This is a genomic window from Micromonospora sp. NPDC005299 (genome assembly GCF_042872345.1).
In the GTDB taxonomy this organism is placed as follows: Bacteria; Actinomycetota; Actinomycetes; order Mycobacteriales; family Micromonosporaceae; genus Micromonospora.
Genome location: NZ_JBIAKG010000006.1, coordinates 293,853 through 317,733, shown reverse-complemented (window position 1 = coordinate 317,733; position 23,881 = coordinate 293,853). Strand labels below are relative to the sequence as shown.

The 23,881-nt window shown below is 74.8% G+C and carries 26 protein-coding genes; 9 read left to right on the top strand and 17 right to left on the bottom strand.

Going from position 1 to position 23,881, the window contains the following annotated elements; translation table 11 throughout:
- Positions 1–8: 8 nt before the first annotated feature.
- Positions 9–938 carry a phosphatidylinositol mannoside acyltransferase gene (locus ACFYPD_RS19725; protein WP_387115226.1) on the bottom strand — a complete coding sequence of 310 codons (930 nt, stop codon included), beginning with the start codon at positions 936–938 and terminating at the stop codon, positions 9–11.
- Positions 935–1,555 carry a phosphatidylinositol phosphate synthase gene (gene pgsA, locus ACFYPD_RS19720; protein WP_313721867.1) on the bottom strand — a complete coding sequence of 207 codons (621 nt, stop codon included), beginning with the start codon at positions 1,553–1,555 and terminating at the stop codon, positions 935–937. The genes ACFYPD_RS19725 and pgsA overlap by 4 nt, the downstream gene beginning before the upstream one ends.
- Positions 1,556–1,807: 252 nt before the next feature.
- Between pgsA and ACFYPD_RS19715 the strand changes: the two genes are divergently transcribed.
- Positions 1,808–3,970: an elongation factor G-like protein EF-G2 gene (locus tag ACFYPD_RS19715; RefSeq protein ID WP_387115223.1), complete on the top strand. Its 2,163-nt coding sequence runs from the start codon at positions 1,808–1,810 to the stop codon at positions 3,968–3,970.
- 37 nt (positions 3,971–4,007) lie between these two features.
- Here the strand turns inward: ACFYPD_RS19715 and ACFYPD_RS19710 are convergent, their stop codons facing one another.
- The 4 genes from ACFYPD_RS19710 to thrS form a co-directional block, all read right to left on the bottom strand.
- Positions 4,008–5,066, bottom strand: coding sequence for an aldo/keto reductase (locus ACFYPD_RS19710; RefSeq protein WP_387115220.1), 1,059 nt, complete (start codon positions 5,064–5,066; stop codon positions 4,008–4,010).
- Between the two features lie 73 nt (positions 5,067–5,139).
- The gene (locus tag ACFYPD_RS19705; protein WP_387115217.1) at positions 5,140–5,760 is read right to left on the bottom strand and encodes a hypothetical protein; all 621 of its coding nucleotides are present in this window, start codon (positions 5,758–5,760) and stop codon (positions 5,140–5,142) included.
- 47 nt (positions 5,761–5,807) lie between these two features.
- The gene (locus tag ACFYPD_RS19700; protein WP_387115215.1) at positions 5,808–6,374 is read right to left on the bottom strand and encodes an HIT family protein; all 567 of its coding nucleotides are present in this window, start codon (positions 6,372–6,374) and stop codon (positions 5,808–5,810) included.
- 62 nt (positions 6,375–6,436) lie between these two features.
- A complete protein-coding gene (gene thrS / locus ACFYPD_RS19695; RefSeq protein WP_387115212.1) occupies positions 6,437–8,461 on the bottom strand; it encodes a threonine--tRNA ligase in 2,025 nt (674 codons plus the stop codon).
- A gap of 206 nt (positions 8,462–8,667) precedes the next feature.
- On the opposite strand from thrS, the gene ACFYPD_RS19690 reads away from it, so the two are divergent.
- Complete coding sequence (locus ACFYPD_RS19690; RefSeq protein WP_387115209.1) at positions 8,668–9,462, top strand: DUF1775 domain-containing protein; 795 nt, start codon at positions 8,668–8,670, stop codon at positions 9,460–9,462.
- Positions 9,463–9,527: 65 nt separating this feature from the next.
- On the opposite strand, the gene ACFYPD_RS19685 is transcribed toward ACFYPD_RS19690, so the two are convergent.
- Positions 9,528–10,454, bottom strand: coding sequence for an ADP-ribosylglycohydrolase family protein (locus ACFYPD_RS19685; RefSeq protein WP_387115205.1), 927 nt, complete (start codon positions 10,452–10,454; stop codon positions 9,528–9,530).
- A 73-nt stretch (positions 10,455–10,527) separates the two neighbouring features.
- Here ACFYPD_RS19685 and ACFYPD_RS19680 point away from each other — a divergent pair, with 73 nt between their 5' ends.
- From ACFYPD_RS19680 to ACFYPD_RS19670, 3 genes are all read left to right on the top strand, one after another.
- Positions 10,528–11,217, top strand: coding sequence for a response regulator transcription factor (locus ACFYPD_RS19680; protein ID WP_089155714.1), 690 nt, complete (start codon positions 10,528–10,530; stop codon positions 11,215–11,217).
- A 29-nt stretch (positions 11,218–11,246) separates the two neighbouring features.
- Positions 11,247–12,635 (top strand): ATP-binding protein, encoded by a 1,389-nt coding sequence (locus tag ACFYPD_RS19675; protein WP_387115202.1) that lies wholly within the window; start codon positions 11,247–11,249, stop codon positions 12,633–12,635.
- A 237-nt stretch (positions 12,636–12,872) separates the two neighbouring features.
- Complete coding sequence (locus tag ACFYPD_RS19670; RefSeq protein WP_387115199.1) at positions 12,873–13,148, top strand: hypothetical protein; 276 nt, start codon at positions 12,873–12,875, stop codon at positions 13,146–13,148.
- Here ACFYPD_RS19670 and ACFYPD_RS19665 read toward each other — a convergent pair.
- Together ACFYPD_RS19665 and ACFYPD_RS19660 are read right to left on the bottom strand one after the other, a co-directional pair.
- Positions 13,105–14,130 (bottom strand): adenosine deaminase, encoded by a 1,026-nt coding sequence (locus tag ACFYPD_RS19665; RefSeq protein ID WP_387115195.1) that lies wholly within the window; start codon positions 14,128–14,130, stop codon positions 13,105–13,107. The genes ACFYPD_RS19670 and ACFYPD_RS19665 overlap by 44 nt on opposite strands.
- Entirely contained in the window at positions 14,127–14,954 is an 828-nt protein-coding gene (locus ACFYPD_RS19660; protein ID WP_387115192.1) for a trans-aconitate 2-methyltransferase, read from the bottom strand. The genes ACFYPD_RS19665 and ACFYPD_RS19660 overlap by 4 nt, the downstream gene beginning before the upstream one ends.
- A gap of 84 nt (positions 14,955–15,038) precedes the next feature.
- Between ACFYPD_RS19660 and ACFYPD_RS19655 the strand changes: the two genes are divergently transcribed.
- The gene (locus ACFYPD_RS19655) at positions 15,039–16,022 is read left to right on the top strand and encodes an aldo/keto reductase (protein WP_387115189.1); all 984 of its coding nucleotides are present in this window, start codon (positions 15,039–15,041) and stop codon (positions 16,020–16,022) included.
- 91 nt (positions 16,023–16,113) lie between these two features.
- Positions 16,114–16,311 carry a hypothetical protein gene (locus ACFYPD_RS19650; protein WP_387115186.1) on the top strand — a complete coding sequence of 66 codons (198 nt, stop codon included), beginning with the start codon at positions 16,114–16,116 and terminating at the stop codon, positions 16,309–16,311.
- Between the two features lie 116 nt (positions 16,312–16,427).
- On the opposite strand, the gene ACFYPD_RS19645 is transcribed toward ACFYPD_RS19650, so the two are convergent.
- The 7 genes from ACFYPD_RS19645 to ACFYPD_RS19615 all read right to left on the bottom strand — a co-directional run bounded on the left by ACFYPD_RS19645 (position 16,428) and on the right by ACFYPD_RS19615 (position 20,758).
- Complete coding sequence (locus ACFYPD_RS19645; protein ID WP_088962828.1) at positions 16,428–16,631, bottom strand: cold-shock protein; 204 nt, start codon at positions 16,629–16,631, stop codon at positions 16,428–16,430.
- A gap of 288 nt (positions 16,632–16,919) precedes the next feature.
- Positions 16,920–17,192, bottom strand: a complete 273-nt coding sequence (locus tag ACFYPD_RS19640) for a DUF4235 domain-containing protein (protein ID WP_355056391.1) — start codon at positions 17,190–17,192, stop codon at positions 16,920–16,922.
- Positions 17,189–17,530 (bottom strand): DUF3618 domain-containing protein, encoded by a 342-nt coding sequence (locus ACFYPD_RS19635; protein WP_387115183.1) that lies wholly within the window; start codon positions 17,528–17,530, stop codon positions 17,189–17,191. The genes ACFYPD_RS19640 and ACFYPD_RS19635 overlap by 4 nt, the downstream gene beginning before the upstream one ends.
- Positions 17,527–17,961, bottom strand: a complete 435-nt coding sequence (locus tag ACFYPD_RS19630) for a phage holin family protein (protein WP_387115181.1) — start codon at positions 17,959–17,961, stop codon at positions 17,527–17,529. Before ACFYPD_RS19630 ends, ACFYPD_RS19635 begins: the two co-directional genes overlap by 4 nt.
- Positions 17,962–18,234: 273 nt before the next feature.
- The gene (locus ACFYPD_RS19625; protein ID WP_387115178.1) at positions 18,235–19,431 is read right to left on the bottom strand and encodes a mechanosensitive ion channel family protein; all 1,197 of its coding nucleotides are present in this window, start codon (positions 19,429–19,431) and stop codon (positions 18,235–18,237) included.
- 77 nt (positions 19,432–19,508) lie between these two features.
- Positions 19,509–20,330, bottom strand: a complete 822-nt coding sequence (locus ACFYPD_RS19620; protein ID WP_387115175.1) for a DUF1206 domain-containing protein — start codon at positions 20,328–20,330, stop codon at positions 19,509–19,511.
- 62 nt (positions 20,331–20,392) lie between these two features.
- Positions 20,393–20,758: a hypothetical protein gene (locus ACFYPD_RS19615; RefSeq protein WP_387115173.1), complete on the bottom strand. Its 366-nt coding sequence runs from the start codon at positions 20,756–20,758 to the stop codon at positions 20,393–20,395.
- Positions 20,759–20,832: 74 nt separating this feature from the next.
- On the opposite strand from ACFYPD_RS19615, the gene ACFYPD_RS19610 reads away from it, so the two are divergent.
- On the top strand, positions 20,833–22,059 hold the full coding sequence (locus ACFYPD_RS19610) for a cysteine desulfurase-like protein (RefSeq protein WP_387115170.1): 1,227 nt from the start codon (positions 20,833–20,835) through the stop codon (positions 22,057–22,059).
- On the top strand, positions 22,056–22,343 hold the full coding sequence (locus ACFYPD_RS19605; protein WP_387115167.1) for a GNAT family N-acetyltransferase: 288 nt from the start codon (positions 22,056–22,058) through the stop codon (positions 22,341–22,343). The genes ACFYPD_RS19610 and ACFYPD_RS19605 overlap by 4 nt, the downstream gene beginning before the upstream one ends.
- A 32-nt stretch (positions 22,344–22,375) precedes the next feature.
- Here the strand turns inward: ACFYPD_RS19605 and ACFYPD_RS19600 are convergent, their stop codons facing one another.
- Positions 22,376–23,878, bottom strand: coding sequence for a glycoside hydrolase family 3 protein (locus tag ACFYPD_RS19600; RefSeq protein WP_387115165.1), 1,503 nt, complete (start codon positions 23,876–23,878; stop codon positions 22,376–22,378).
- Positions 23,879–23,881 lie beyond the last annotated feature (3 nt).

The following is a 23,881-nucleotide window of genomic DNA, read 5'->3' as shown; positions in this document are numbered from 1 at the left end:
CCGCTCCCTCAGATCGTCCCGGTGGTGGCCGGCGGCTGCGACATGGTGCCGTCGGAGCGCTGGTCCAGCCACATCCGCTGCAACATGTGCCAGTCTTCCGGATGCCGGGCGATGCCCGCCGCCAGACCGTCGGCAATCCGCTGGGTCACCGTGCGCACCCGGGCGTTCAGCGGGGCGCTGTCCTCCGCGGGCAGCTCCAGGGGGCCCTCGATGGCGGCGCGGGCGCCGTCCGGCTCGTACCACAGCGAGGCCACGTAGAGCGGCGCGCCGGTGCGGATGGCCAGCAGGGCCGGGCCGGGCGGCATCCGGGTCGGTCCGCCGAAGAACTCCACGTCCACGCCCCGGGCGGAGAGGTCCCGGTCCGCGAGCAGCGGCACCACGGCACCCGCCCGCAGCCGGTCCACCAGCACGTCGAACGCCGGCCGGTCGCCCCCGGAGGTGGGCAGGATCTCCATGCCGAGGCCCTGCCGGAAGGCGAAGAAGCGCTTGTAGAGGCCCTCCGGCTTGAGCCGCTCGGCGACCGTGGTGATCGGCCAGCCGTTGGCCGCCACCCAGGCGCCGGCGGCGTCCCAGTTGCCGGCGTGCGGCAGCGCGACCACGGCCCCCCGGCCGGCCGCCACGTCGGCGGCGAGCTTCTCCTGGCCGTCGAGGTGGAAGCCGGCGAGGATCTGCTGCCGGCTCAGGCCCGGCAGCCGGAACGCCTCCAGCCAGTACCGGGCGTACGACCGCAGGCCGTCGCGGACCAGCCGCTCCAGCTCCGCCTCGGGCAGGTCGGGGCCGACCACCCGGCGCAGGTTGGCGCGCAGCCGCCGCGTACCCCTGCCGTTGCCGCGGTGGGCGCGGTCGGCGCCCGCCCGGAAGGCGGCGGCGACCACGGGCCGGGGCAGCGCGCGGACCAGCCGCCAGCCGGCGACGTAGCCCGCCTCGGTGAGGTTCACTCCCGGCCGACCAGCTGCGCCTGCCGGTACACGTGGGCCATCCGCTGCCCGACCGTGAAGATCGAGACGGCGGCGAGCAGCCAGAGGGCGATCTCCAGGGCCGGGTCGACGCCGAGGCCGGTGAGCAGGCCGCCCACCCCGACGATCAGCAGCCGCTCGGTGCGCTCGGCGATGCCCACGTTGCAGGTCATCCCGAGCCCCTCGGCGCGGGCCTTGACGTAGGAGACCAAGCCGCCGGCGGCCAGGCAGAGCAACGCGGCGGCCACCGCCGAGTAGTCGTGCTCGGTGGCCAGCCAGTAGGCGACCGCGCCGAAAACGGCGCTGTCGGCGATCCGGTCCATGCTCGAGTCGAGGAAGGCCCCGAACCGGGTGGAGCCGCCGCTCATGCGGGCCATCGTGCCGTCGAGCAGGTCGGTGAGCGCGAAGACCGTGACGATCAGCGCGCCGGCGACCAGATGACCGCGGGCGCCGAAGCCGAGGGCGCCGACGAGCACGCCGAGGGTTCCGGTCACGGTGACCGCGTTGGGGGACACACCGGCGCGGAGCAGGCCGCGCGCGACCGGCTCCACGACGCGGGTCATGCCCGCGCGGGCCGTCACTTGGAAGATCTTCGCCATGGCGGTCCCACGATAACGGCCGGCAGCCGCCGGGGACACAGCCGGTCGTCCCGACCCGCCTGGCGCTCTTGTGTCGGCCCGGTTACCGGTGTGAGATCGAGCGTGGGAGGTGAGCCAGCTCACCGGACCACCCGTCCGCTTACCCGTCGTCCAGGAGATCACCGGAAGATATCGCCGCGGTGCCCGCCCCGGGCCCCTTCCCCGTCGCGCGCGGCGGTCGCCACCACCACCGGTTGAGGGAGGTGCGCCGCGATGGCGCAGAAGAATCAGGAGAAGGGTGTCACCGGCGGCGCGCCGGTGGTGACCGAGCCCGGCAGGGTTCGCAACGTGGTGCTCGTCGGGCACTCCGGTGCGGGCAAGACGACCCTGGTCGAGGCGCTGCTCGCGGCCAGCGGCACGATCGGCCGGGCCGGCAGCGTCACCGAGGGCACCACCGTCTGCGACCACGATCCCGCCGCCGTACGCCAGCAGCGCTCGGTGAGCCTGGCCTGCGCTCCGCTGCTGCACCGCGACGTCAAAGTCAACCTCCTGGACACCCCCGGGTACGGCGACTTCGTCGGCGAGCTGCGCGCCGGGCTGCGGGCCGCCGACGCGGCGCTGTTCGTGGTCTCCGCCGTCGACGGCATGGACGCCGCCACCGCCGCCCTCTGGGAGGAGTGCGCCGCGGTGGACATGCCCCGCGCCGTGGCGGTGACCCGGCTGGACCACCCGCGCGCCGACTTCGACGAGGCGGTGGCCCTCTGCCAGCGGGTCTTCGGCGACAACGTGCTCCCCCTCTACCTGCCGATGCTCGGCGACGACGGCGAGTCGGTCGCCGGCCTCATGGGGCTGATCACGCGGCGCGTCTTCGACTACTCCCAGGGCCTGCCGCCGGCGGTGCGCGAGCCGGACCCGGAGCACCTGCCGGCGATCCTGGAATCCCGCAACGAGCTGATCGAGGGCGTCATCGCCGAGAGCGAGGACGAAACCCTCATGGACCGCTACCTCGGCGGCGAGGAGATCGACACCGAGGTGCTCATCACCGACCTGGAGACGGCGGTCGCCCGCGGCCACTTCTACCCGGTGGTGCCGGTCTGCGCGGAGACCGGCGTCGGGCTGGACGCGCTGCTGGACGGCCTCGTGGCGGCGTTCCCGTCACCGCTGGAGCACGAGCTGCCCGCGGTCACCGGGGTGGACGGCTCGCCCCGGCCGCCGCTGGCCTGCGACCCCGACGGCCCGCTGGTCGCCGAGGTGGTCAAGACGACGGTGGACCGGCACGTCGGGCGGGTCTCGCTGGTCCGCGTCTTCTCCGGCACGCTCCGCCCGGACCAGGTGGTGCACGTGTCCGGGCACGGCATGGCCGAGCGCGGTCACCCCGACCACGACGCCGACGAGCGGGTCGGCCACATCTACAGCCCGCTCGGCGCGACGCTGCGGGAGGTGCCCATCGCGGTGGCCGGTGACATCTGCGCGATCACCAAGTCGGGCAGCGCGGAGACCGGCGACACCATCTCCGCCAAGGAGGAGCCGCTGCTCATCGCCCCGTGGGAGATGCCGGAGCCGCTGCTGCCGGTGGCCATCGTGGCGAAGAGCCGGGCCGACGAGGACGCCCTGGCCCGCAACCTGGCCCGGCTGGTCGCCGGCGACCCGACCCTGCGGCTGGACCGCAACGCCGAGACCCACCAGCTGGTGCTCTGGTGCATGGGCGAGGCGCACGCCGACGTGGTGCTCGACCGGCTGCGCGCCGGCGGCGTGGAGCTGGAGACCGAGCCGGTCCGGGTGGAGCTGCGCGAGACGTTCACGGCCGCCGCCAAGGGCCACGGCCGGCACGTCAAGCAGTCCGGCGGCCACGGCCAGTACGCGGTCTGCGACATCGAGGTCACGCCGCTGCCCCGGGGCGCCGGCTTCGAGTTCGTGGACAAGGTGGTCGGCGGCGCGGTCCCACACAACTACATCCCCTCGGTGGAGAAGGGCGTCCGGGCCCAGATGGAGCGCGGCCTGGTCGGCGGCTACCCGGTGGTGGACCTGCGGGTGACCCTCTTCGACGGCAAGGCGCACAGCGTCGACTCCTCCGACGCGGCGTTCCAGACGGCGGGCGCGCTCGCCCTGCGGGACGCCGCCGAGAAGGGGCAGCCGACGCTGCTGGAGCCGGTCGACGAGGTGACCGTCCGGGTGCCCGACCCGTCGGTCGGCGCGGTGATGGGTGACCTGTCCGGCCGGCGCGGCCGGGTGCTCGGCACCGAACCCGACCCGGACGCCGAGGGCGGCACCCTGGTCCGCGCCGAGGTCCCCGCCACCGAACTGCTCCGGTACGCGGTCGAGCTGCGCTCGATGACCGCCGGCACCGGCACCTTCCGCCGCGAGTTCGCCCGCTACGAGCCGATGCCCGCCCACCTCGCCGAGCAGGTGCGCAAGGAGGCCGGCGGCCGGTCCTGACCCGGTCGGTGTCCGGCCCGCCCCGGCGGGCGGCGGGTCAGGGGCGGGCGGCGGGGACGGGCGGCATGGGCCAGTGCGGGCGGTCGGCGTCGCGCAGGGCGGCGGCACGCAGGGCGGCGAGTTGCCGCTCCACCTCGGCGAACTGGTCGGGGGCGAGCGGGCCGCGGGCCAGCGCGGCGGCGTTCTCCTCCACCTGGGCGACGGTGCGGGCGCCGGGGATCGGCACGGCCCGGCCGCTGCGCGCCCAGATCCAGCCGAGCGCGCCCTGGGCCAGGGTCCGGCCGTCGGCGGTCAGCGCGCCGCGGACGGCGGCGACCCGGCGCAGCCACTCCGGGGCGGGCCGGCCGCTGCGGAACCACTCCAGCCAGTTCGGCGCGGTGCCCCGCACGTCGTCGCGGGGCAGCGTCGACTCCGGGGTGTACTTGCCGGTGAGCAGCCCCATCCCGAGCGGCCCCCGGGCCAGGCCGGCCAGGTCGTGCTTCTCGCAGACGGCGAGCATGGCCGGGGCGTCCCGAAGCACCGACAGGCCGTGCTGCACGGCGGCGGCGCCGCGGGCGACCTGGGCGAAGGCGGCCGCCCGGTCGGCCCGGTCGGTGCTCCAGCCGTATGCCCGGACGAGGCCGTCGGCGACCAGGTCCTCCAGGGTGCCGATCAGCGCCTCGGCCCGGGGCACCGGCAGGTCGGCGAGGTGCAGCTGGTAGAGGTCGATCCGGTCGGTGTCCAGCCGGCGCAGCGAGTCGACGACCGCCCGCCGCAGGTACTCCGGGGAGGCGTCCTCCCCGGTGGCCTGCCGGGTCCGCTCATCGAAGGTGTAGCCCCACTTGGTGGCGATCACCGCCTCGTCGCGTCGGCTGGCGAGGGCCTGGCCGAGGATCCGCTCGCCGTGCCCGGCACCGTAGGTGTCGGCGGTGTCGAAGAGGGTCACCCCGAGGTCGAGGGCGCGGCGGACGGCCCGGATCGACTCCTCGTCGTCGACGGCGCCCCAGCCCAGCGGGCGGGCGCCCTCGGCCCACGGGCCGCCGATCGCCCAGCAGCCCATGCCGAGGGCGCTGACCGCGATGCCGCTGCGGCCCAACGGCCGCGTGCTGACTGCCATCGCCGCATCCTGCCACCTTCCCGGGACCCGTGGGCGGCTTCGTCACCCCGGGTGCCGGGCCGCCGCCCGACGGTCAGCCGGCGTACGCCAGCAGCACCGGGTCGGCCTGCCCCGCCCAGGCGCCGGTCAGCCGGGCCCGCGCCGGAGCGTCGGCCGGGGCCGGCCGGCGGACCAGGGCCAGCTCCACCCCGCCGGCCCGGATCAGCGTCGGGTCGCCGTCGACCACCTCGTCGACCAGGTCGAACGCCGACGGGTTGCCGGCCCGGGTGCCGGCCAGGGTCATGCTCGGGGCGCGCACCTCGCGCCGGCCGTCGACCTCGAAGTACTCCTCCGCCTGGCCGGCGTCGGCGAGGACGGCGGCGGCCAGGGCCGGCGGGTAGGCCGGGTCGCCGCAGGCGTCGTACACCCAGCGTGGGCCGAGCACGGAGTGGTCGGTGGTGCCGACCAGCCACCGGTCGGCGCCGGCCAGCGGCGCACCGCGGTAGGTCAGCGGCACCTGGAGGACCGGCCCGTCCCCGGCCCGGACCAGCATGGTCTCGATGCCGACCTCGCCGGCCGGGTCGTCGAACCGGTACGCCGCCACGCGGGTGACCTCCGCGCCCGGGGTGCCGGCGAACCAGGGCCGGCCGGGCAGCCAGGTGGCGAGCAGGTCGAGCTTCGAGGGGCGCAGTTCCGCGCGGTGCAGCAGGGCCATGCCCAAGATCGTACGGTCGTTCGCGGGCCGGGGTGCGCCCGCGCCCCTCAGGCCGGCCAGGCCTTGGCGAGCAGGTCCCGGGTGTCGGCGAGCAGTTGCGGCAGCACCTTGGTGCGGCCGATCACCGGCATGAAGTTGGCGTCCCCGCCCCAGCGCGGCACCACGTGCTGGTGCAGGTGCGCGGCGATGCCCGCGCCGGCCACGCCGCCCTGGTTCATGCCCAGGTTGAAGCCGTGCGCGTTGGAGACGTGCCGGACCACCCGCATGGCGTCCTTGGTGAACGCGGCCAGCTCGGCGGTCTCCGGCGCGTCCAGCTCGGTGTAGTCCGCCACGTGCCGGTACGGGCAGACCAGCAGGTGCCCCGGGTTGTAGGGGTAGAGGTTGAGCACCGCGAAGACGTGCTCGCCCCGGGCCACCACCAGGCTCTCGTCCGGCGGCAGGCCCGGGGCGAGGCAGAACGGGCAGCCGGTCGGCTTCTCGTAGCCACCCTCGGGCCGGTCCTCACCCGAGATGTAGGTCATCCGGTGCGGCGTCCAGAGCCGTTCCAGCCCGTCCGCCAGACCGTTGTCGTCGCCGCTGCCGGCGCCGTCGAAGTGCCGTTCCGCCCCTGTCACACGCCGATCCTACGGTCACCGCGGCGGATCCCACCCGGCCGGCCGGGCGCGCGACGGGGGGGTCAGGTGTTGGGCGTGCCCTCCGCCGACGGGCCCGAGTTGGTCCGGGACTCGACGACGTCCCGCACGTGGGCCACCGCCTCCTCGATCGGCACGCCGTTGCGCTGCGACCCGTCCCGGTAGCGGAAGGAGACCGTGCCGGCGGCCACGTCGTCGTCCCCGGCGATCACCATGAACGGGATCTTCTGCTGCTGGGCGTTGCGGATCTTCTTCTGCATCCGGTCGTCACCGGCGTCGACCTCGGCCCGGATGCCGTTGCGGCGCAACGTGGTGACGAAGTCCTGCAGGTAGTCGGTGTGGTCCTCGCGGATCGGGATGCCGACGACCTGCACCGGGGCGAGCCAGGCCGGGAACGCGCCCGCGTAGTGCTCGGTGAGCACGCCGATGAACCGCTCGATCGACCCGAACTTGGCGCAGTGGATCATCACAGGCTGCTGCCGCGTGCCGTCGGCCGCCTGGTACTCCAGCCCGAAGCCCTTCGGCTGGTTGAAGTCGTACTGGATAGTCGACAGCTGCCAGGTGCGGCCGATGGCGTCCTTGGCCTGCACGGAGATCTTCGGGCCGTAGAAGGCCGCGCCGCCCGGATCCGGCACCAGGTCGAGACCGGTCTCCCGGGCGCACTGCTCCAGCACGGCGGTGGCCGTCGCCCAGTCGGAGTCCGAGCCGACGAACTTGTCGAGCCGGGCCTCGTCGCGGGTCGACAGCTCCAGGTAGAAGTCGTCGATGCCGAAGTCCTTCAGCAGGCTCAGCACGAAGTTGAGCAGGTGCTTGATCTCGCCCGGCGCCTGCTCCCGGGTGCAGTAGGAGTGCGAGTCGTCCTGGGTCAGGCCGCGCACCCGGGTCAGCCCGTGGACCACACCGGACTTCTCGTAGCGGTAGACCGACCCGAACTCGAACAGCCGCATCGGCAGCTCACGGTAGGACCGCCCCCGCGACCGGTAGATCAGGTTGTGCATCGGGCAGTTCATCGCCTTGAGGTAGTAGTCCGCGCCCTCGAGCTCCATGGGCGGATACATCCCGTCGGCGTAGTACGGCAGGTGGCCCGAGGTGTGGAACAGGCCCTCCTTCGAGATGTGCGGGGTCCCGACGTACTGGAAGCCCTCCTCGATGTGGCGGGTGCGGACGTAGTCCTCCATCACCCGCTTCAGCACGCCACCCTTGGGGTGGAAGACCGCCAGGCCGGAGCCGATCTCGTCGGGGAAGCTGAACAGGTCCAGGTCCGCGCCGAGCTTGCGGTGGTCGCGCCGGGCGGCCTCCTCCAACAACCGCAGGTACGCCTTCAGCTCGTCCCGGGTCGGCCACGCGGTGCCGTAGACCCGCTGGAGCTGCGGGTTCTTCTCCGAGCCCCGCCAGTAGGCGGCGGCCGAACGCATCAGCTTGAACGCGCCGATCAGCCGGGTGTTCGGCAGGTGCGGGCCGCGGCACAGGTCCGACCAGCAGACCTTGTCCTCGGTGGCGGCGAGGTTGTCGTAGATGGTCAGCTCGCCGCCGCCCACCTCCATCACCTCGGAGGAGTCCAGCCCCTCACCCTTGACCTCGATCAGCTCCATCTTGAACGGCTCGGCGGCCAGCTCGCCGCGCGCCTCGTCCAGGCTGCTGAAGCGGCGCCGGCGGAACCGCTGGCCGGACTTGACGATCTCCTGCATCCGCTTCTCGAGCCTCGCCAGGTCGTCCGGCTGGAACGGCTTGGCCACCTGGAAGTCGTAGTAGAAGCCGTTCTCGATCGGCGGGCCGATGCCGAGCTTGGCCTCCGGGAACACGTCCTGCACGGCCTGGGCCAGCACGTGCGCGGTGGAGTGGCGCAGCACGTTCAGCCCGTCCGGGCTGTCGAGGGCGACCGGCTCGACCGCGGTCTCCTCGGCCGGCTTCCAGTCCAGGTCGCGCAGCTCGCCCTGCGGGTCGCGGACCACCACGATCGCCTTCGGGCCGCTCATCGGCAGCCCGGCCGCGGCCACCGCGTCGGCCGCCGTCGTCCCGGCGGCGACGACGACGGGGTCGGCCACGACGGGGGTACGGGGTGCGGACACGGTGACTCCTGTCGTCGAACGGGTTCGAATGTGCCGGGTACCGGCTCCTGCGATGCTATCGGTCGCCCGGACCCGCACCGTCGGCGACGCCGCGCTCCCCCGAGCGATCAGTTCCGTCCCGCGTTGAACCTTTCCGCCCTCGCGCCCGAACTACCGGGTGAGGCCGGAGCCGGTTACCGGCCGTGTCGACACGGATGGGGACGACCATGACGATGACCCGTCGGGGCCGGTGGTGGGCGACCGCGCTGCTGGCCGCCGCGGTCGGCGGCACGCTGGGCTGGCCCGGCGCCGCGAGCGCCGCCGAGGTGACCCTCACGACCTCACCCGCCCAGGTGCACCAGGGCGACGCCATCGAACTGGCCGTGGTGCTGCCCGAGGAGCGGGCCGGCAGCCGGACCAGCCGGATAGAGCTGCGGATGCCCGCGGACGCCCCGATCGGCGAGGTCTACCCGCTCTCCGTGCCCGACTGGGCGCCCACCATCACCACCCGCACCCTGGACCAGCCGGTCGCGGGCATCCACTCCTCCGAGCTGAACCAGGTGACCGACGCGGTGAGCTGGATCCGCATGCCCGGCACCACCGGGCCGGCCCGGCTCTCGCTCGGCATGGGCCCGATGCCGGCCACCGACCGGCTGACCTTCACGGTGATCCAGACCTACGCCGACGGCACCGTGGTCCGCTGGACCGACCCGCCCGGCGGCGCGCACCCCGCCCCGACGGTCACCCTGCTGCCCCCGCCGCCGGGCGCCGCCGCGCACGCCGGCCACGGCGAGCCCGTCGCCGAGGCGCCGGCCGAGGCGGCCGCCCCAGCACGGACCGACGACGACGGACCGAGCGCGGACCTGCTGCTGGGCGGCGGGCTGCTCGCCGGCCTGGCCGGCGGCGCGGCGCTCGGCTGGCTGCTCAGCCGCCGCCGGCGCGACACCCTCACCCTCCCGCCCGACTCCCCCGACCCGGTCGGCACCGACCGCGCCCCGCTGACCTCCGCACCGGCCCGCTGAGCGCGTCACGCGCGGCGACCTGCCGTCGGCGGACGGCAGGTCGGGACGATCGAAGGCGGTGGCGGTCAGGCGGGGGTGGCGAGCCAGGACGGGAGCGGCTCACGGGCGGCGAGCCAGCCGTCGGGGACACCGCCCGGCGTGCCGACCCCGGTGTGGGCGGCCACCACGCCGCCGACGATCGCCGCCGTGGTGTCCACGTCCCCGCCCGCCTCCACGCAGGCGCGGATGGCCGACGGATAGTCGTGCAGGTGCGTGGCGGCGACCCAGAGCGTGAAGGGGACGGTGTCCTGCGCGGTCACCCGGGAGCCGTTGCCCAGCGCCTCGGCGACCTCGCCGGCCGGGTGGCCGAGCAGCGCGGCGGCCCGGCGTACGCCCCGGTGCACCTCGCCGGCCGGGTCGAGGGCGCCGGCCACCACGGTGAGCAGCCGGGCCGGCTCGGGCCGGTCCCCGTCCAGCCGGGCCTGGGCGGCCAGCGAGGCGGCCACCGCCACCGCGACCGCCCCGGCGATCCCCTCCGCGTGGGAGTGGGTCACCTCGGCGGAGGCGCGGGCCTGGTCGGCGGCACGCCGGGTCGAGTCGGCGTACCAGGCGCCGAGCGGGGCCACCCGCATGGCCGCGCCGTTGCCGCAGGAGCCCTGCCCGTCGAAGGCGGACGCGGCGGCCACCGGCCACGGCGTGCCGGCGCGGATCAGTTCGAGCAGTTCCACGGCGCCGGCGCCGTAACGGCGGGCCGGGTCGTAGTGCGAGGCGAAGGCGAGCGCGAGGGCGTCCCGGTCCACCCGACCGTGGTCGGCCAGCACGGTGAGCACCGAGCAGGCCATCTCGGTGTCGTCGCTCCATGCCCACGGGCCGGGCGGGAGCGCGTCGGCCCAGGCGGCGACCGCGTTGCCCGGGACGAAGAACCGCGCGCCGAGGGCGTCGCCGACGGACAAACCGGCCAGCGCGTCGCGGGCGAGCGTGAGGCGGGTGTCGGGGAAGAGAGTGAACGTCATCGTCGTCCCAGCTTGCCCGGTTCGCAGGAGTGCCGCAACGCGATCAACTTGCCACGCCGAGTACGGTGCTGACGTGGCAACCGTCCTCCTGGTCGAAGACGACCACGTCGTACGCGGTGCGATGCTGCGGTCCCTCACCGACCGGGGACACGCGGTGCACGCCGTCGGCACGGCGCTGGACGCGCTGCGCCGGGTCGCCGCCGAGACCCCCGACCTGGTGGTGCTCGACCTCGGCCTGCCCGACCTGGACGGCTCCGACGCGCTGCGCATGCTGCGCGGCATCACCGACGTGCCGATCATCATCGCGACCGCACGGGACGACGAGCAGTCGGTGGTCCGGCTGCTCCGGGCGGGCGCCGACGACTACATGGTCAAGCCGTTCACCGGCGCCCACCTGGACGCCCGGATCACCACGGTGCTGCGCCGGGCCGGTCGGGCCAGCCGGACCGTCCAGCCGGCCGTGCACACGGTCGGCGGCCTGCGGGTGGACGTGGGCGAGCGCAGCGCGGTGCTGGACGGCGAGCCCCTCGCCCTGACCCGCAAGGAATTCGACCTGCTGGCGTATCTCGCCGCACGTCCCGGCCGGGTAGTGTCCCGGCGGGAACTCTTGGAGGAGGTATGGCGGCAGCCCTCGGTCGGCGAGGACCAGACCATCGACGTTCACCTCTACTGGCTCCGCCGCAAAATGGGCGAGTCCGCGGCGAAGCCGCGCTACCTGCGCACCGTGCGGGGGGTCGGCTTCCGGCTGGTGGCGCCGGACTGAGGCCCGCGCTGGCCTGGCTCACGGCCGGCATGTGCAGCCTCGTCGCGCTCGCCTTCCTCATCCCGCTCGGGATCACCCTGTCCGACCAGGCGCGCGAGGAGAAGCTGGCCGACGCGGCCCGGCGCAGCGCGCTGGTCACCGGGGCGCTCGCGGTCAGCACCGACCCGGAGATCGTCCGGCGCGCCGTGGCGGCCAGCGGCGACGACCCGGCGCTGCGACCCGTCGTACACGGGATCGGGGTCGATGAGGGCGCGGGCCGGGCCGACACGGCGGCGCTGGACCGGGCCGCCGCCGAGCGACGTTCGGTGGTCACCGACGTGCCCGGCGGCGTCCTCCGGCTGGACCCGGTGGTGCTCGGCGACCGGGTCGCCGTGGTGGAGGTCTTCGTTCCCGACGAGGTGCTCGACGCCGGCGGCGGCGGGCGGTGGTTGCTGCTGCTCGCGGTGGCGCTGGCGCTGGTCGGCGCCGCGGTGATCGTGGTCGACCGGGTGGCCGCCCGGGCCGTCGACGCGACCGGCGAACTGGTGAAGGCGGCCCTCGCGGTCGGCGACGGCGAGCTGGGCGTCCGGGTCGAGCCGACCGGGCCGCGGGAGCTGGCCGAGGCCGGGCACGCGTTCAACCGGATGGCGGAACGGCTCGTCGCGCTCCGCGCCGACGAGCGGGAACTCGTCGCCGACCTGTCGCACCGGCTGCGGACGCCGCTGACCGCGCTGCGCCTGGACGCCGAGGCGCTGGAGTCCGACGACACGAGCATCGGCACGTTCAGCGAGGCGGAGCTGGACCGCCGCCGCGGTATTCGGCGGATCCGGCAGGCCATCGTGACTCTGGAGGGCGAGGTCGACCAGCTCATCACGACCACCCGCAAGGCGGTCAGCCAGGAGACCGGGCCGGCGAGCTGCGACGTCAGCGAGGTGGTCCGGGACCGGATGGTCTTCTGGTCGGCCCTCGCCGGCGACCAGAACCGGCCGCACCGGGTGGTCGGTGCGCAGCTGCGGATCCCCGCGCCGGTGCCCCGGGCCGAGCTGGCCGCGGCGCTGGACGCGGTGATCGGGAACGTCTTCCGCTACACCCCGCAGGGCACGGCGTTCGAGGTGGCGGTGAGCCGGCGGGACGGCTGGGTGGCGATCCGGATCGACGACGCCGGCTCGGGGATCACCGACCCGGACCGGGCGCTGCGCCGGGGCGCCAGCGACCAAGGCTCCACCGGGCTGGGGCTGGACATCGCCAAGCGGGTCGCGTTGCAGGCCAACGGCTCGGTGAGCATCGACCGGGCCCGGCTCGGCGGGGCCAGCGTGGTGATGCTGCTGGCCGACCCGGAGGCGGCGCCCCGGCAGGTCAACCGGTTCGGCCTGGTCGGCCGGATGGCGCGCGACGCCCGGGAGCCGCGGACCGGCCGGCGCTGGCCGCGGCCGCGCTGAGCCGGTGGCTGTGGGCCGCCGCAAGTCTTCCTTAGAAGTGGGTTAACGACGGCCGCGGCGCCGGGCCGGGCTGTCAGGATCAGGACCGAACCCATCAGTTCCGTCGGCCGGGGACGCCCCGTAACACCTCCGGTCGGCGGAGCAGTGCGCGCGGCGGGAGTTCGGTCCCCCCACACCTCGCTCCCGCCGCGCGCCGCTTCCCCCGTCGAGCCGCACCCCGGGCGTGAGGTGACCGTGATGACGCCGACCGTCCGCCGCCTGCTCCGCTGGGCCGCCGTGATCAGCCTCGGCGTCGCCCTCACGCTCGCCGCCTGGCAGGACCCGGTGCTCGCGGACGGCCCCGGCCGGTCCGCCGACCCCGTGCCCGGTGCCGCCGTCGCGATGGCCGCGGTGGTCGGGTTCGGGCTGGCCCTGGTCGGACGGCGCCGGCCGCTGCGGGTGTCCCGGCGGCCGGTGCCGTCCCGCCCGCTCAGCGCGTCGCGGCCGCCAGGTACGCGTCAATCTCACCGCTGATCCGGGCCTGCTCCCCCGGCTCCAGGAACGCGGCGGTGACCGCGTCGCGGGCCAGCGCGGCCACCCCGGCCGGGTCGAGGCGCAGCAGCCGGGCCGCCACGGCGTACTCGTCGTTGAGCGTGGTGCCGAACATCGGCGGGTCATCGGAGTTGACGGTGACCAGCACGCCCGCCTCGACGAGCTGCGGCAGCGGGTGCTCCTCGATGGTCGCCACCGCCCGGGTCCGCACGTTGGAGGTGGGGCACACCTCCAGCGGGATCCGCCGCTCGGCCAGGTGGGCGAGCAGCGCCGGGTCGAGGACGGCGGAGATGCCGTGCCCGATGCGCTCGGCGCCCAGCTCACGCAGCGCGTCCCAGACCGTCTCCGGACCGGTGGTCTCGCCGGCGTGCGGGACCGACCGCAGACCGGCCGCGCGGGCCTGGTCGAAGTACGGCTTGAACTGCGGCCGCGGCACCCCGATCTCCGGGCCGCCCAGGCCGAAGCTGATCAGCCCGTCCGGCCGCTCGTCGAGGGCGATCCGCAGGGTCTGCTCGGCGGCCGGCAGGCCGGCCTCCCCGGGGATGTCGAAGCACCAGCGCAGCGCGATGCCGAAGTCGGCCTCGGCCCGCTTGCGGGCGTCCTCGATCGCCTCGCAGAACGCCGGCGCCGGAATCCCCCGGTGCACGTGGGAGTACGGCGTGACGGTCAGCTCGGCGTACCGGACCTGCTGGCGGGCCAGTTCCCGGGCCACCTCGTGGGTGAGCAGCCAGACGTCGTCGGCGTCCCGGATCAGGTCCACCACGCTGAGGTAGACGTCGATGAAGTGGGCGAAGTCGCGGAACGCGAAGTAGTCGGCGAGCGCCTCCGGGTCGGCCGGGACGGGGCTGCGCCCCTCGTGCCGGGCGGCCAGCTCGGCCACGATCCGGGGCGAGGCGGAGCCGACGTGGTGCACGTGCAGCTCCACCTTGGGCAGTCCGGCGATGAAGGTGGGCAGGTCGGTCACAGGTTCTCCTCTGCGCGGGCGCCGGTGCGGGCCACCACGAAGATCCGGCGGAACGGGAAGTACACCTGACCCTGCCGCACCGGGTACGCCTCGACGAGGCGTACCCCCAGCTCGACGCGGAAGTCGGCCCAGCCGGCGGCGTCGAGCGCGGCGCGGACCGGGCGCAGCGCCGTCCCCTCCATCCAGGCCAGTACCGGATGGTCGGCGCCGGCGGCCGGGAGCAGGTGCACGTAGGTAGTCTCCCAGGCGTCGACGGCGCAGCCCCCACCGACCAGCAGCGCGGCGTAGTCGACCGGGTCCTCGACGGGGGCCTCGCGCAGCAGCGGGGCGAGGGTGTCCCGCCACCGGTCCCGCCCGGCCACCTCGCGCAGCGCCCGGTGCGACGGGGCGGCGAAGTTCCCCGGCACCTGGAACGCCAGCCAGCCGCCGGCCGGCAGCGCGGCGGCCCAGCGGGTGAGCAGTTCCTGATGGCCGGGCACCCACTGGAGCACCGCGTTGCAGACGACCACGTCGACGTCGGGCTCCGGACGCCAGTCGCGCACGTCTCCGACCGAGAAGGAGACCGGCTCGGCCAGGACGCCGGCCCCGGCCAGGCTGCGGACCCGTGGCAGGGCGCGGGCCCGCGCGATCATCTCGGCGGAGGAGTCCAGGCCGGCGATCCGGCTGTCCGGCCAGCGGCCGGCGAGGGTCGCGGTCAGGGTGCCCGGGCCGCAGCCGAGGTCGACGACCGCGCGGGGCCGCTCCGCCGGGACCCGGGCGAGCAGGTCGTGGAAGGGGCGGGAGCGCTCGTCGCCGTAGCGCAGGTAGGTGCTCGGGTCCCACATGACAGCCTCCAAACCGTACGTACGTCTTGCTAGACCGTACGGCCCGACGGGCGTCCCGGCAAGCGGCTCACTAGGCTCGACCGGGTGGAACAGCGCAGCTTCGACCGGCTCGGCCGGCACGTCGGCATCATCGGACTCGGCGCCTGGCAGCTCGGCGCGGACTGGGGCGAGGTCAGCGAGGGCGCCGCCCTCGACGTGCTGGGCGCCGCCGTCGACGCCGGGGTCAGCTTCCTGGACACCGCCGACGTGTACGGCGACGGCCGCAGCGAGCAGTTGATCGGCCGGTTCCTGCACGCGCACCCCGGGCACGGGCTGACCGTGGCCACCAAGATGGGCCGGCGGGTGCCGCAGGCGCCGGAGGCGTACACCCTGGACAACTTCCGGGCCTGGACCGACCGGTCCCGGGCGAACCTCGGCGTGGACACCCTCGACCTGGTGCAGCTGCACTGCCCGCCCACCGCGGTCTTCGCCGACGACCGGGTCTTCGACGCGCTGGACACCCTGGTCGCCGAGGAGCGGATCGCCGGGTACGGGGTCAGCGTCGAGACCTGCGACCAGGCGCTCACCGCCATCGCCCGCCCCGGCGTGGCCAGCGTGCAGATCATCCTCAACGCGGTGCGGCACAAGCCCCTGGAGCGGGTGCTGCCCGAGGCCGCCAAGGCGGGGGTCGGCATCATCGCCCGGGTGCCCCTCGCGAGCGGCCTGCTCTCCGGCCGCTACGACGAGCACACCACCTTCCCGCCGGACGACCACCGCACGTTCAACCGGCACGGTGAGTCCTTCGACGTCGGTGAGACCTTCTCCGGCGTCGACTACGACCTCGGCCTGTCCGCCGTGCGCCGGCTCGCGCCGCTGGTCGGCGAGGGCCGGACGATGGCCCAGTTCGCGCTCCGCTGGATCCTCGACCAGCCCGGCGTCACCGTGGTCATCCCGGGCGCCCGCAACGCCGAGCAGGCCCGGCGCAACGCCGCCGCGGCCGGCCTGCCGCCGCTGACCGAGGTGGAGCTGGCCGCCGTCCGCGCCACCTACGACGAGCTGATCCGGCCGCAGGTGCACGACCGGTGGTGACCCCGGACCGGCGGCCCGCCGGCGCGGCGTCGCCGCGGACCCGCGCCCGCGGGCATGCTGGAGCCGGGTGTGCGTCGGCGGAGGGGGAACGATGAGGGGCTGGTTCCGGCTCACCGTGGGGCTGCTGGCCGTGGTGCTCGGTGCCCTGTGGACCGTGACGGGCCTGGGCTACGTCGAGGACAGCGCGCTGACCGACCAACGGATCTGGGCGGTCGCCGGTCCGGTGCTCGTCCTCATCGGACTCGTCGCGCTCTGGTTCGGCATGCGGGCCCGGCGCCGGCGCGGCTGAATCCCGGCAGACGCCCGGCCGAACTCGCGCAGACGTCCACAGTGCGGAAAAGCCCCGCCTCCCGGAAGGGACGCGGGGCTTCTGCGCACCGGCCGGCGCGGCCGGCGCTCCGTAGCTCAGATGGGGCGGACCTGCTCGGCCTGCGGACCCTTCTGACCCTGGGCGATCTCGAACTCCACCCGCTGGTTCTCCTCCAGGCTGCGGTAGCCGCTGGACTGGATGGCCGAGAAGTGGACGAACACGTCAGCACCCCCGCCGTCGACGGTGATGAAGCCGAAGCCCTTGTCAGCGTTGAACCACTTCACGGTTCCCTGCGCCATGTGTATCTCCTTCTAAAACTGGCGGCCGAGCACGCCGTGCGGCCGATTGGCCGTTTTCGAGCAGCGGTGCCTGAGGCGGCCCCCGGTGAAGGAGACTTCTCTCAACCCACGCGTCTCTCAACAGCGTGAGACAGCAAACCACGTACGCAAAAACTTCGCACAGTCTACCCGACGAAATTCTCCGACATGTGACCTGACGGGTGCGGCAGATCCACTGGCCGGGCTGTTCGGGCCAGGCGAAAGGCCCCTGTCCATCAAGGTGGAAAGGGGCCTTTCGTGCGTATGGAATCAGTCGGGCCAACGGCCGGTGAGCCGGCGTACGCCGACCGCCCCGCCGCGGTCCACGGCGGCCCGGACGACCGCGAAGATCGCCCCCTGCAACGCCGCGGCGGCGAGGATCTCGCCCCAGCGGCGGTCCTCGTCGGTGGCGCTGGGCGCGTCGCCGTCGCCGGCCGTCATCTTCCAGACCTGCCGGAAGATGACCCCGGCGACGGTGCCGGCGGCCAGACCCATCAGCACCCCGACCGGCTTGTAGACAACCCTGCCGATGCCCTTGCTCACCTGCGCCTCCCACGGACGATCAGCAGCACCACCGCGGTGGCCACGGCGCCGGCCGCCACGGCCGCCCACGGCACCGGGTGGCGCCCGACCGCCCCGCCCTTCTCGTACGCCTGCGCCCGGACCAGCCGGGCCTTCCCCGCCGCCTGCCCGCGCACCCGGGCCACGGTCAGCGCCGCCTGCTGGCGCACCCGCGTCTTCGCCTGCTCGGCGGAGTGCCGGACCAAAGCCTTGACGTCGGCCCTGGCGGCCAGCAGCTCCATCGTCTCACCCAGCTCCACCCGGGTCCGGCGGATCTCCTCCCGGAGCGCCGCCACGTCCCCGGTCCCGTTGCCGGTCATGCCCGCCTCCCGTCCTTCACCGCGGCGGTGACGGTGTCCACGTCCGCCCGGACGCTGCGGACCGCCGCCTCCGGTACCGGCGGGACGGCACGGCTGACCTGCTTCTTGCCGACCAGCGCCAGGATGCCGGCGAGCAGGAAGAGCCCGACCGCCACGATCAGCGCGGCGAGCCACGCCGGCATAACCAGATCCAGCAGCAGGATCACGGTGGCGACCAGCGCGCCGGCGCCGTAGAGGGCCATCACCCCGCCGCCGCCGAACAGACCGATCCCGATCCCGGCGTGCTTGCCCTTCTGGGTCAGTTCCGCCCGGGCCAGCGCCAGCTCGTCCCGCACCAGGCGGGTGACCTGTTCGGTGGCCCGCTGCACCAGTTCCGCGGTGGACGGCTCCTGCCCGGTCCGGGACGCGCTGCGACTCGCGACGTCAGCCATGCTGTCCTCCTTTCATCATCACCGCGCTGTATGCCCGGAGTCGCCGCCCGTCAATCCTGCGCGGAGCGGCCGGCAACCCGGCCGCACACCATGTCCTCGCCCGGCCGCCGGGCGGCGGCCGGATCCGGGGCGTGCGCAGCAGGTCCCCCGGAACGGGCCGATCAAACGCGGACGGCCCCACCTACCGCGGCTGCACCGGCATCCGGCAGATCAACGGGCGGGCCGGGGCGGAGGTCACGAGCGGGCGGCCGGGGCTCCGGAACGGGTACGGGGTCAGCGGCGGGCGTCGGCGTGGTCCTCACGGCCGACGAACACCTCGCTGCGGGCCTCGCCGTCGTCGCTGCCGCCGAAGACCCGCGCGTCGTCGGGAACCTCCGTGTCGGGCAGCCGGCGGGCCGGCCGGCGCGGCTGCACCGCCTGCCAGGGCAGCGGGCCGGTGGTGTCGCCCACCTCGGCGCGCAGCCGGGGCAGGGCGGTGGGGCGCTGGTCGCGTACCCAGGCGACCAGGTGCTCGCGCACCAGGCAGCGCAGGTCCCACAGGCTGCCGGCGTCGGCCGCGCTGACCAGGGCCCGGACCTTGACCAGGCCGCCGGTGGCGTCGGTCACCTGCAGCACGCAGACCCGGCCGTCCCAGAGTTCGGTGCCCTCGCAGAGCCGCCGCAGCTCCTCCCGCATGGCCTGCACCGGGATGGCCCAGTCCAGGTCGAACTCGGCGGTGCCGAGCACCGCCGCCTCGGTGCGGGTCCAGTTCTGGAACGGGGTGCTGGTGAAGTAGGAGGTCGGCAGGATCAGGCGGCGATCGTCCCAGACCTGCACCACCACGTAGCTGAGGGTCAGCTCCTCGACCCGGCCCCACTCCCCCTCGACCACCACCACGTCGTCGAGGCGCACGGCGTCGCTGAAGGCGAGCTGGAGGCCGGCGAAGACGTTGCCCAGCAGGCTCTGCGCGGCCAGCGCGGCGACCACACCGACCACACCGGCGCTGGTCAGCACGCCGGCGCCGATGCCGCGGACCGCGGGGAAGGTCATCAGCATCACGCCGAGGGCCAGCACCACGATCACCGCGATGGTGAGCCGGCGCAACAGCACCACCTGCGTACGCACCCGCCGGGCGTGCCGGTTGTTCGGCACGTCCACCCGGAACCGGGCCAGCGCGGTGTCCTCCGCCACCACCAGCAGCGAGGCGACCAGCCAGGCGGTGGTGGCGATCAGGGCGAGCACCAGGGCGTGCAGGACGAGCTTCCGCCAGGGGCTGCCGATCGCGTACCCGGTGCTGAACCGGACGGCGAGCTGCACGGCCAGCACGGTCGCGGCCACCTGGAACGAGCGGTGCGAGTGATCGGTCAGCTCGGTCATCAGCAGCGAGCGGCGGCCGAGCCGGCGGGTGACCCGGTGCACCACCTCCACCAGCAACAGCGCGACCGCCGCCGCGGCGAGCGCGGCGACGGCGGTCACGAGGTAGGACTGCACGTTCTTTCTCTCCCTCCGGCCGGGTGCGAATCGGGCAAAGGCCCAATGGTGCCCGGACTACCGCGTATCGACCAGGATCACACCCGGCGGTAGCGCGACTGGAGGAAGCAGTAGACGCCGAAGGCGGCGATGCCGAGCGCCATGAGCGTCAGCAGCACCGGCCCGTACGACTGGTCCCGGAGGGTGCGCAGGGCGGCGTCCAGGCCGCGGGCCTTCTCCGGGTCGTACTTCACGGCGGCGGTCACGATCAGCAGCCCGGCGACGGCGAAGACCGCGCCCCGGGCGGCGTACCCGGCCATGCCGAGACGGCGGGTCAGGGTGTGCGTCTTCGGGCTCATCTCGCCGGTCTTGAGGTTGCGCTCGAACTTCTTCTTCAGCCCGTAGACCATCATGCCGATGCCGACCGCGGCGAGCACGAGCCCGGCCAGCCCGACCAGCCACCGGCCACCCTCGGAGGCCATCAGCTTCTCGGTGAACTGCTGCTGCTGGTCGGCGGCGTTGCTGCTGGCGTCCTGGAAGACCTTGATGGCGGTCCAACCCAGCCAGACGAAGACGATCACGCGGACGACGGAGGCGATCCGCTCGAAGAGCTTTTCCTTGCCGCGCAGGAAGCGGTGGCCGATGACCGCCTCGAACGCCTGCCAGATGGCCATGGCGAACAGCCCGATCGCGATGGCGACCAGGAGGAACTTGCCGAGCGGCTGGGCGCCGAGGGTGCGCAGGGCGCCGTTCTGGTTGCCCTCCTCGCCCGACCTGCCGAACGCGATCTGCAGGGCCAGCCAGGCGAAGAGGAGGTGCACGATCCCGTAGCCGATGAAGCCGGCCCGGGTCAACAGTTCGAGCCACCTGCTGTTCGCGGCCTGGGCGGCGGCGGCTCCGGCGTTCCGGGTGAGAGACATGGCGCCTCAATCTCCCGGTGCGAAGATTTCCAAACGTCGGCCGCCGCCACCCGGCGCGGTGATCAGCTGTTCGGGTCGCGCGCCACCCGGACGACGACCTGCTGGTCGGTGACGCTGTCGAGGGTCACCGAGAAGCCGCCGGCCTGGGCGGCCTGCTGGCCGACGGTGAGCGAGAGCTGCTCCCCCGCCACCTCGACGGTGACCTGGTCGCCCTCGGCCCCGACCAGCTTGGCCTCGACGCCGAGGACGGTGGCGCTGGCGTCGACGCCACGCTCGAAGGTGACGGTGCAGGCGTCCAGGCCGCAGTCGGTGGAGGCGTTCTCCGAACTGCAACCGGCCAGCAGCGCGGCACCGAGCGCGAGGCCGGCCAGCAGGCCGGCGGCCCGGCGGGTGGGGGTCAGCGAGGGGGAAACGCGTCGGTTCGTCACCCGGCCAAGGGTACGAGACGACGGCCACACCGCCACCCACCGGTGATCGTCCCGGCGAGGGTTAGGGTCCCGGCATGCCCTTCGACATCGCCCGCGCCCGGGCCGCCTACCCCGCCCTGACCGAGGGCTTCGCCCACTTCGACGGCGCCGGCGGCACGCAGACCGCCCGGCCGGTGATCGAGGCGGTCACCGCCGCCATGACCGCCGCCACCGGCAACCGGAGCACCGCGTTCGTACCGGGCCGGCGGTCGCTGGACCTGGTGGCCGCGGCCCGTGCCGCGGTGGCCGACCTGCTCGGTGCGGAACCGGGCGGCGTGGTGCTGGGCCCGAGCGCCACGGCGCTGACGTACACCCTGGCCCGGACGCTCGGCGCGGGCTGGCGGCCGGGCGACGAGGTGGTGGTCTCCCGGCTGGACCACGACGCCAACGTCCGGCCCTGGGTGCAGGCGGCCGAGGCCGCCGGGGCGACGGTGCGCTGGGCCGAGTTCGACCCGGCGACCGGGGAGCTGCCCGCCGGCCAGTACGCCGACCTGGTCACCGAGCGCACCCGGCTGGTCGCGGTGACCGCCGGCAGCAACGCGATCGGCACCGTGCCCGACGTGGCGGCGATCGCCAAGACCGCGCACGCGGCGGGCGCGCTGGTCTGCGTGGACGGGGTCCACGCGGTGCCCCACGGCCCCACCGACCTGGCCTCGCTCGGCGCGGACTTCCTGGTGACCAGCGCCTACAAGTGGTCCGGGCCGCACCTGGCCGCGATGGCCGCCGACCCGGCCCGCTGGGCGTCGCTGCGCCCGGCCAAGCTGCTCCCCTCCTCCGACGCCGTCCCGGACCGGTTCGAGTACGGCACGCCGAGCTTCCCGCTGCTGGCCGGGGTGGTCGCGGCGGTGGACCACCTGGCCACCCTCGACCCGGCGGCGACCGGCAGCCGCCGGGACCGGCTCCGGGCCGGGCTGGCCGCCGCCCAGACCCACGAGGAGGCCGTCTTCGAGCGGCTGCTCGCCGGGCTGGCCGCCCGCCCCTCCGTCACCCTCGTCGGCTCGCCGGCCCGGCGCTGCCCGACGGTGTCGTTCCGGGTGGCCGGGTCGACCCCGGCCGAGACCGCGGCGGCGCTCGGCGCGGCCGGTGTGTGCCTCTCCTCGGGCGACTACTACGCCTACGAGTACTTCCGGACGATGGGCCTGCGGGACAGCGGCGGCGCGGTCCGGGCCAGCGTCTACCACTACAACACGATCGAGGAGGTGGACCGCTTGCTGGCCGAACTCGACCGGCTGGCCGCTGCCGGGGAGAGAATGGCCGGGTGAGCTTCCTGGTCGAGGAGAACCCCGCGAAGCGCCGCTTCGAGATCCTGGTCGACGACGCGCTGGCCGGGTCCGCCGCGTACACGCCGCGCGGGGAGGTGCTGGTCTTCACGCACACCCAGGTGGACGAGCGCTACCAGAACATGGGGGTGGGCTCGGCGCTGATCCGGGGCACGCTCGACCAGATCCGCGACCGCGGCGGCCGCATCGTGACGCAGTGCGAGTTCATGGCCGCGTTCATCCAGCGCCACCCCGAATACGCCGACCTGGTGGTCCCCGAGCCCTGACCGCGCGCCGACCCGGCCCGGCCGGGTACGGGTCAGCGGGTGCCGGCGAGCAGTTCGGCCGCGGCGACGGCGGTGGCCCGGGTCGCGCCGTGGGTGGCCACGTGCACCGCACCGGTGACCAGCTCGGGCACGCCCAGCTCGACCACCACGGCGTCCGGGCGGGCGGCCAGGGCGCGGGACACCGCGTCCCGCATCCAGTCGTGCCGGTGCAGGTCCCGGACCACCAGCACCAGCGGGCGGCCGGCCGTGCCGGCGGCCGGGTCGGCGGGGACCTCGTCCCGGGCGTACCGGGCGGTCGTGGTGCCGGGCGCCAGGTCGGCCAGGGGCGCGGCGATCCCCCACGGGGTCTCGTCGCCGATGGCCAGGTTGTGCGGCGGGGCGAACTCCACCACGTGGGCCGGGCCGGCCAGCGGCAGCAGCCCGCCCGTGGTGGCGACCACCCGCAGCGCCCGGCGCGCGGCGGCCAGGCCGATCGCCGAGCCGGCGTCGCCGGGCCGGGCACCGGATCGACCGGCCCGGGCGGCGACCGTCCAGGCGGCCAGCTGCCCGACCCGCTTCGCCGCCTCGGCCAGCCGCTCCTCGGGCAGCTCACCGGCGACGACCGCGGCCACGATGGCGTCCCGCAGCTCGCGGGCGTCGGCCTCGGTGGCCCGCTCTCCGCCCACGCAGATCGCGTCCGCCCCGGCGGCGAGCGCGCGGACCGCGGCCCCCGCGAAGCCGTACCGGTCGGCCACGGCCCGCATCTCCACCGCGTCGGTGACGACCACGCCCCCGAAGCCCAGCTCCTCACGGAGCAGGCGGCCCAGGATGCGCGGGCTGAGCGTGGCCGGCAGCTCCGGATCCAGCGCCGGCACCAGCAGGTGCCCCGTCATCACCGCCTGCGCCCCGGCCGCCACCGCGGCCCGGAACGGGGCCAGCTCGACGGCGTCCAGCCGGGCCCGGTCACCGCCGATGCGGGGCAGGTCGTGGTGCGAGTCGACCCGGGTGTCGCCGTGCCCGGGGAAGTGCTTGGCGCAGGCCGCGACGCCGCCGGCCTGGAGGCCGCGAACCCAGGCGGCGGTGTGCCGGGCGACGAGGGCCGGGTCGGCGCCGAACGAGCGGACCCCGATCACCGGGTTCTCCGGGTTGGAGTTGACGTCGGCGTCCGGGGCGTAGTTGAGCGTGACGCCCACGGCGGCCAGCTCGGCGCCCAGGTCGCGGGCGACCTCCTCGGTCAGGGCCGGGTCGTCGACCGCGCCGAGGGCGAGGTTGCCCGGCCGGGAGCTGCCAAGGGCCGACTCGATCCGGGTGACGTCACCGGCCTCCTCGTCGATGGCCACGATCACGTCGTGCCGCTCGGCGCGCAGGGTCGCGGTCAGCGCGGCGACCTGCTCGTGGTCGACGACGTTGCGGGCGAAGAGGACCACCGACCCGAGCCCCTCGGCGAGCCAGCGGCAGACCCACGGCGGCGGTGTGGTGCCGACGAACCCGGGTTGCAGGACGGCGGCCGCCAGGGCCGCCAGGTCTCCGGTCGCTCCCACGGTCCGCTCACTCATGCG